The 6,409-nt window shown below is 69.9% G+C and carries 7 protein-coding genes; 2 read left to right on the top strand and 5 right to left on the bottom strand.

Features of this window, described 5'->3' with window-relative positions; all coding sequences use genetic code 11:
• On the top strand, positions 1-961 hold a 961-nt coding region (locus tag D7Y21_RS41650; RefSeq protein WP_158627211.1), incomplete at its 5' end, for a hypothetical protein.
• 27 nt (positions 962-988) lie between these two features.
• A complete protein-coding gene (locus D7Y21_RS01390; protein WP_121710745.1) occupies positions 989-1,351 on the top strand; it encodes a YciI family protein in 363 nt (120 codons plus the stop codon).
• 25 nt (positions 1,352-1,376) lie between these two features.
• Here D7Y21_RS01390 and D7Y21_RS01385 read toward each other — a convergent pair whose 3' ends face one another.
• The 5 genes from D7Y21_RS01385 to D7Y21_RS01365 form a co-directional block, all read right to left on the bottom strand.
• Positions 1,377-3,086, bottom strand: a complete 1,710-nt coding sequence (locus D7Y21_RS01385; protein ID WP_120567179.1) for a DUF4091 domain-containing protein — start codon at positions 3,084-3,086, stop codon at positions 1,377-1,379.
• Positions 3,087-3,536: 450 nt separating this feature from the next.
• Positions 3,537-4,496 carry a lysylphosphatidylglycerol synthase transmembrane domain-containing protein gene (locus D7Y21_RS01380; protein ID WP_233611904.1) on the bottom strand — a complete coding sequence of 320 codons (960 nt, stop codon included), beginning with the start codon at positions 4,494-4,496 and terminating at the stop codon, positions 3,537-3,539.
• Between the two features lie 156 nt (positions 4,497-4,652).
• Positions 4,653-5,369 carry a phosphoribosyltransferase gene (locus D7Y21_RS01375; RefSeq protein WP_121710741.1) on the bottom strand — a complete coding sequence of 239 codons (717 nt, stop codon included), beginning with the start codon at positions 5,367-5,369 and terminating at the stop codon, positions 4,653-4,655.
• Positions 5,370-5,432: 63 nt separating this feature from the next.
• On the bottom strand, positions 5,433-5,609 hold the full coding sequence (locus tag D7Y21_RS01370; protein ID WP_120567182.1) for an FmdB family zinc ribbon protein: 177 nt from the start codon (positions 5,607-5,609) through the stop codon (positions 5,433-5,435).
• 68 nt (positions 5,610-5,677) lie between these two features.
• The gene (locus D7Y21_RS01365; RefSeq protein ID WP_233591963.1) at positions 5,678-6,403 is read right to left on the bottom strand and encodes a TVP38/TMEM64 family protein; all 726 of its coding nucleotides are present in this window, start codon (positions 6,401-6,403) and stop codon (positions 5,678-5,680) included.
• Between the last annotated feature and the right edge of the window lie 6 nt (positions 6,404-6,409).

Genomic DNA, 6,409 nt, shown 5'->3' with positions numbered 1-6,409 from the left:
CGCGATGACGGACCGGCTGTATGTCTTCGACCGGCAGTGGAATCAGGTGGCGGAATTGTCACATCCGCTCTTCGGCGAGGTCCACGACATCCTGGTGGAGCCGGATGGCGTGTGGGTGACGGCGACGGCGTCGGACGCGTTGATCAAGCTCGGGTGGGACGGCCGGCTGCTGCGCTCGTGGAGCTGGCGGAAGGACGCGGGGCTGGCAGAGGCGTTGGGGCTCGCGGCCTGGGCGGGGGAGGCGGCGGAGGTGGACTACCGGGATCCGCGGCAGCTTCCGCCGCTCTACGACTTCGTCCACATCAACGGCGTGGCGCGCGCGCCGGAAGGATTGTTGCTGTCCTTCGGCTTCGTGGCGTCGGGGGCGACGCGCAGGTTCCAGAGCCTGCTGGGCCTTCCCGGACGGGTCCTCAAGGGCATGGGCATGGACACCCCGTTGGCGAAGCCCTCGCGCATGTTCGCGATGCGCTTCCTGGGCGCCCGCTATTCGTCAGCCACCTGGCTGGGCGTGCTGCTTCCGGATGACGGACCGGCGCGCATCGTGGCGCGTCAGGAAGGGGTGAAGATTCCCAACCACAACCTGACCTGGAACGAAGACGCGCTCGTCTTCAACGACACGCACTCTTCCCAGCTCGTGAGCCAGAAGCTGGATGGAAGCGGGCGGCGTCAGGCGACGATTCCCGGCACTCCGAGGGCCTTCGCGCGTGGACTGGCGCCGCTGGGAGGTCAGCGCTTCATCGTGGGCAGTCAATGTCCCACCGCGCTCTACGAGGTGGACCTCCACTCGGGGCGCAGCGAATTGCTCTGCAAGCTGGGTGACAACGTCCACGAATGCGTCTACGCCGTGCATGCGGTGCCGGACACGTTCGGGGAGCCTCCCGAGCAGCTCTGGTCCTCCGCCGCTCCACCGGTGGACGTCGCGGTGGACGCGGGTCCTCGCGCCGTGGCGGTGGGGAACTGACTGACGGCGCCCCGGAAGGAGCAGGTCATGTCGTACATGCTGGTGGTGATGCAGACCGGAGGCGGGAAGCCCCAGACGGCGGAGGAGAAGCGCGTCGCGGCGGACCGGATGGAGCGGATGCGGAGCTTCGGGGCGTCGCTCCAGGCGCGCGGCATCCTCCAGGCGGCGGACTCCCTGCGCTCGGACGCGGAGGGCATCCGGGTGGAGCGGCGTGACGGGAAGCTCAGCTTCAGCGATGGCCCGTTCACCGAGTCCAAGGAGATCATCGGCGGCTTCTTCCTCCTCGACGTGAAGACGCGCGAGGAGGCGCTGGAGCTGGCCACGCAGTGCCCCGCGGCGGAGTGGTCCACCGTCGAGGTCCGCCAGAGCGGTCCCTGCTACGACCCGTGAGCGGCGCGGCTGTGCACGCCGTCGCCTACGGCGGCGTAGCGCGGTTGCGGCACAGCTGCAGGTAGCGCCGGATGAGCTGGAGCCGCGCCCGGTCGAAGGCCTCACCGTCGTCGGGGACCGCCCAGGCGTGCGGGATGAGCTTCCGGGCCACGGCGCGCGCGTAGCCCGGGTCGCCCGCGTCACTCACCAGCTTCAGCCATTCGTAGTCCTGCATGCCCTGCCGGATGAGCTTCATGCGCAGCGAGGGCAGGGGGATTTCGGTGGTGCCGCCGATGACGGAGGGCAGCCCCGGATAGAAGAGCGTGCCGTCACCGTTGCCATTGAAGCGGAATTGCGTCGTCCACGCGGTGAAGAGCAGGCCCACCGTCTGGTAGTACAGCTCGCCGCTGGCACCGTTGATGAAGTCCAGCCACTGCATGCCGCGCGCCTTGGCCGCCGAGCGGTCCACCATGTACGAGGGCCAGCCCTGGCCGGGGATGTTCTCCGGCGGGGGCGGCTCTCCCGCGACACAGCCGTGGCTCGCGCAGCTCTGGTACAGCCACAGCTCACGGTTGGGTTGGGTGAGGAAGTCGTCGTATTTCGGGCGCTGGTCGCCCTCGTAGGGTGGCTGGGTTCCGTCGATGAAGTTCACCAGCACGGTGATGATGTCGATTTCCTCCAGCAGCCCGTGGGCCTCCAGCTCGGTGACGGTGCTGGTCAGCAGCGTGCGCAGGTTCGGGGCCGACATGCGGGTGAGCTCCGCCCGAGCCGCCACCGCCTCCCAGGTGGAGCCGTAGGGCGGCTCATCCCCCACGTAGTCGAACGAGCGCGACAGCCAGCCGCGCGCGTCCGCTTCCGTCTGGAACTCCGTCAGCGACGCACCATTGGCCGGCCCCAGGTACTGCAAGGCCGTCATGCGCGCCCCGGGCAGGCGGTTGGGGGCGGAGCCGTCGAGGAACGGCCCCCAGCGCTCGCTGAACGTGTCGTAGTCCGGCAGGTCCCACGTGGGCAGGTTCACCTCCCGGGGAAAGCCGCTCGCCAGCGTGATGCGGTGCTCCAGCGCCATCCGGTGGAAGAGCTTCAAGAGGCGCACCTGGGTGTCCACGGGGCACACCGGATCGCCCGTGAAGGCACGGCACACGTGGGGAGGCCAGAGCAGGAAGGCGCTGCGCAAAGAGGAGGTGCTCGGCAGGAGGGCATCCACCACCTGGAGGCGCACCTCCACCCGCGAAGTGAAGCCGTCACCCTTCACCGACACTGCGCCGCGGTAGGTGCCAGGACGCGCGTGGGGCGGCACGTGCACGTCCACCCAGACGGCGCGGGATTCGCCCGCGGGCACGTCGAAGGGAAAGGCCAGACGCTTCTCGCCCACCACCTCGTCCACGTCCGGCACCAGGCCATCCGGCCACCGCCCGGGCGTCGTCCCCGGAGGCGTGGGGGTCGTGATGTCCAGGAGCGCCTCCCGGTAGAGCAGCAAGTCTCCGCCGTGGATGCGCGACCGGCCCCCGCGCAGCTCCGGCAGGACGGCGCTCACGCCCCGCAGGCCCGACCGGCCTCCGTGAAGCACCACCTGGAAGGACACGAACTCGTTGCGCGCGGCGGTCAGCGACACGGAACGCTGGACGCGGGGAGGCGTCTCCGGGCGCACCTTCACCATCGCGCTTTCGCCCCAGATGGCCGGACGCGATGGATGCGCCCATGCGACCTGGCTCCCCAGCAACAGCAGACAGGCCAGTCCCAGCTTGATGGTTTGCATGGCATCAAAGGCTGGACGTTGAGAGGGATTGAGGCAATCCCGCCCTCGGGTACCAGGGCCCGGGGGCTGCCCGACACCCGGACTGCTCCCAGAGCTTCATGGCGCCCACCGGGACCCGCCTCCAGGGAGTCGAGAGCCGGCTGGACTCGCTTCCTCCATTCCTGACGTTGCAATCGATTTACACCTCAGACAGAGCCGAAGATGGATGCAACCACTCCGCCGGCAACGACGGCGAAGTTGACGGCCGCTGTCAGTGTTTCACTTGAACAGTCCACCGCCAGCGCAAGCAGTAATAGAGACATGGGTTCCTCCCTCACCGTGAAGGGTTTCGAGGCATGAGAATCTTGGCAAGCTTCGGACATCTAAACGGCGAGCAGTCCGCCTGGTCCGTGAGGCAAGGCAGCCTTCTGGAATTCGGCCTCGACCTCTGCGGACCCGGGCCGCCGGATGTCATTCGCGAAGCTCGCCCCGGGAGAGCCAGAGGCCCGGCAGCAGGGGGAGGTAGAAGCTGAAGCCGCGGAACAGCACTGTCGCGGAGAGCGCCGCTGCCAGGGGCACGCCCATGAGCGTCAGCGCCCCGGTGGAGGCCGCCTCGAAGGTGCCCAGGCCTCCGGGGATGACGCCCAGGGTCCGCGCCAGCGCGGACAGCATGAAGGCGGTGAAGACGCTGGTGGGCGCCGCGTCCACGCCAATGGCGCGCAGCAGGGCCCAGAGCGTCGCCGCGTCGAGCAGGTGGATGATGAAGTTGAAGCCTGTCGCCTCGGTCAGCACGCGGGCGCTGTGCGCCAGCTCCGGCGGCGCCTCTGAGAGGGCGTGCAGCAGCGTCCTCGCTCCCGGAATCCGCGCGAAGCCGCGGGGCGGCCGGTGACCGCCGTCCCCCCGGGACAGGCGCAGGAGGAAGACGATGAGCGCGCCGCTGAGCGCGATGAGCACCGCCGTGGCCCCCCACACCAGCGTCCGCGCTTCGCCAATCCAGTCCGCCATGCCCAGCGCGACGATCAGCGCGAGGATGAGGGCGGTGTAGTTGGTCATCGTCTCCACCACCACGCAGGCCATCACCGGCCCCCGCGCCACCCCGCGCCGCTCCAGGCCGTGGACGATGAGCGCCGCGCCGCTGATGCCGGCGGAGGGGAGGGCCTGGTCGACGAAGAGCTTCGCGAAGCTCATCGCGTAGAGGGCGCCCAGGGACACCCGGAAGCGCGTGCGCCGCAAGACCGCGCGCCACACCGCAGACTGCGAAAGGTATGTCGCCGCCTGGAGCAGCACGGCGACGAACAGCCACGCGGGGGCGGACTGCTTCAAGAGGCGCGCGAACTCGCGCTCATCGGAGGCGCGCGCCACCACCAGGATGAGCGCTGCCAGCAGGGCCAGCCCGAAGCCCCAGCCGCGCCAGCCCTGCCGGGCCGCCACTTCCGGCAACCCTCCGCCCGGCCTCATTTCGAAGGGACCGAGCCAGCCGCGCCTGGCATGGTGGGGAGCCTCCGCCAGGGTGCGAAGCGGTGTGGCGGCCTCGTCGTGGGCCCGGTCCCCGCGCCGTCCCACCCTCGCGACGGGCCTCCCCCTCGGTCATTCCGGGCCCAGGCCACGGGACGGCTCTGGATGGGCGGAGCCGGTGGGTGGCGAGGGCTGACTCCGCTCGAAGGTGCTCCGCGCCAGCGCCAGCAGCTCCACCACTTCTTCGTCCGGCACCTGGCGGAAGTCGAGGTACCACTGGCCGATCGCGAACATCGACAGGGCGGAGCACACGCACACCACGTCATCCACCTGCGGCGTCAGCTCGTTGAGCGTCAGGGTGTCCGCCACGGGGACCGCGAGGATCAGGCGCCCGGGCTTTCGCGCGCGCAGCGCCTGGAGGGCCGCCCGGACGGTGGCTCCGGTCGCGATGCCGTCATCAACGAGGATGATGCGCCTTCCCTCCACCCACGATGGCGCCGCGCCCTGGCGGAAGCACGTCACGCGTGTGTCCACCTCGGCGGTCTTCTGGTGGATGGCCCCGCGGAGGTCGTCCTCCGTGAGGTCCATCTCGTCCATCAGCTTCCGGTTGAGGAAGACGACTCCTCCCTCCGCCACCGCCCCCAGGCCCAGCTCCGGGTATTCCGGTGCGCATATCTTGCGAACCACGCAGACGTCCAAGGGGGCGCCCAGCGCCGCCGCCACCTCGTAGGCGACGGGGACGCCGCCCCGGGGCAGCCCCATGACGAGGGTGTGCTCGCCCGTGTACCCGCGCTCGAGCAGCCTGCGCGCGAGCCGCCGGCCCGCATCCACACGGTCCTGGAAGTACATGGTCTGCCCCCTTGAGCTGGAGGAAGCACGGCCGGGAGGTCTGTCACCCGGCCCGTGCGGGCCTCAGTAGGTGAGCCACTTCTTGGCGGTCACGACATGGACGGAAGAGATGCGCTTCTCCACCTCCTTCGACTCGTGGCCACGCGGACACTTCGGCATCCGCTCGTCGTGTTCCTTGATGGTCATGATCTCGGTGAAGGGCTCCTGACATTTGCGGCAGAAGTACTCGTAGACGGGCATGGCTTGCTCTCCCAACGGTGCGCGTGGCCTCCAAAACAAGATGGGGTCCGCTGTCGGCCGGTGGCAGGTCACGAGGCGTCATCCCCCCTCCGGGCCGCTGGCGACCGCGCGCCAAGGCGCTTGCGCAGCAGATGGAAGGCCCACAGGCCGGCGAGGATGCCGGCCGCGCCCAGTCCCAGCAGCACGGGGGTGCGCCGCTCCAGGAAGCTGGCGCCCAGGTAGATGGTGCCCACCGCGTAGGGGAGTTCCGCCAGGGCGAGCACGGCCAGATAGCGGCGCAGCCCATAGCGCGCGAGGCCGAGCACGTAGCCCGGGATTTCGGATGGGACGGCGAGCTGGAAGAGGAGCACCACGCCAAAGGGCGTGCGCCGCGAGATGCGCTCCTCGTAACGGTCGAGCAGGCTGGCGGAGGTGAGCCGGCGGATGACGGGCCTGCCCCATGCTCGGGCAATGCCGTAGGCGCACGCGCCGCCCAGCATCCAGCCCACCCAGAGCAGCAGCGCGCTGACCGCCTTTCCCCAGGCCTGGAGCGCCACCGGCAGCAGCAGCGCGCTGGAGAAGAAGGCCAGCATCGCGGACAGGGCGGAGAGGAGGACGAAGAGCACCGCGCCCCAGAAGGGATGCGTGGAGATGACGGGCGCGACCGCGTCGACAGCCCGGCGCAGGAGGGACTGGAACGCGTCCGAGGACGCGAGCAGCGCGAGGCCGGCGAGCAGCAGTACCAGCAGGAGCGCCCGGCCCCACATGGCAGGGAGCCCGTGGTGCGCGTCGTGCGGCTGGGGGGAGGCGTTCATGGGCTC

Origin of the sequence: Corallococcus sp. AB045 (assembly GCF_003668895.1) — a bacterium.
Taxonomy (GTDB): Bacteria; Myxococcota; Myxococcia; order Myxococcales; family Myxococcaceae; genus Corallococcus; species Corallococcus coralloides.
The sequence above is the reverse complement of the archived record's forward strand: the minus strand, read 5'-3'. Positions and strand labels throughout refer to the sequence as shown.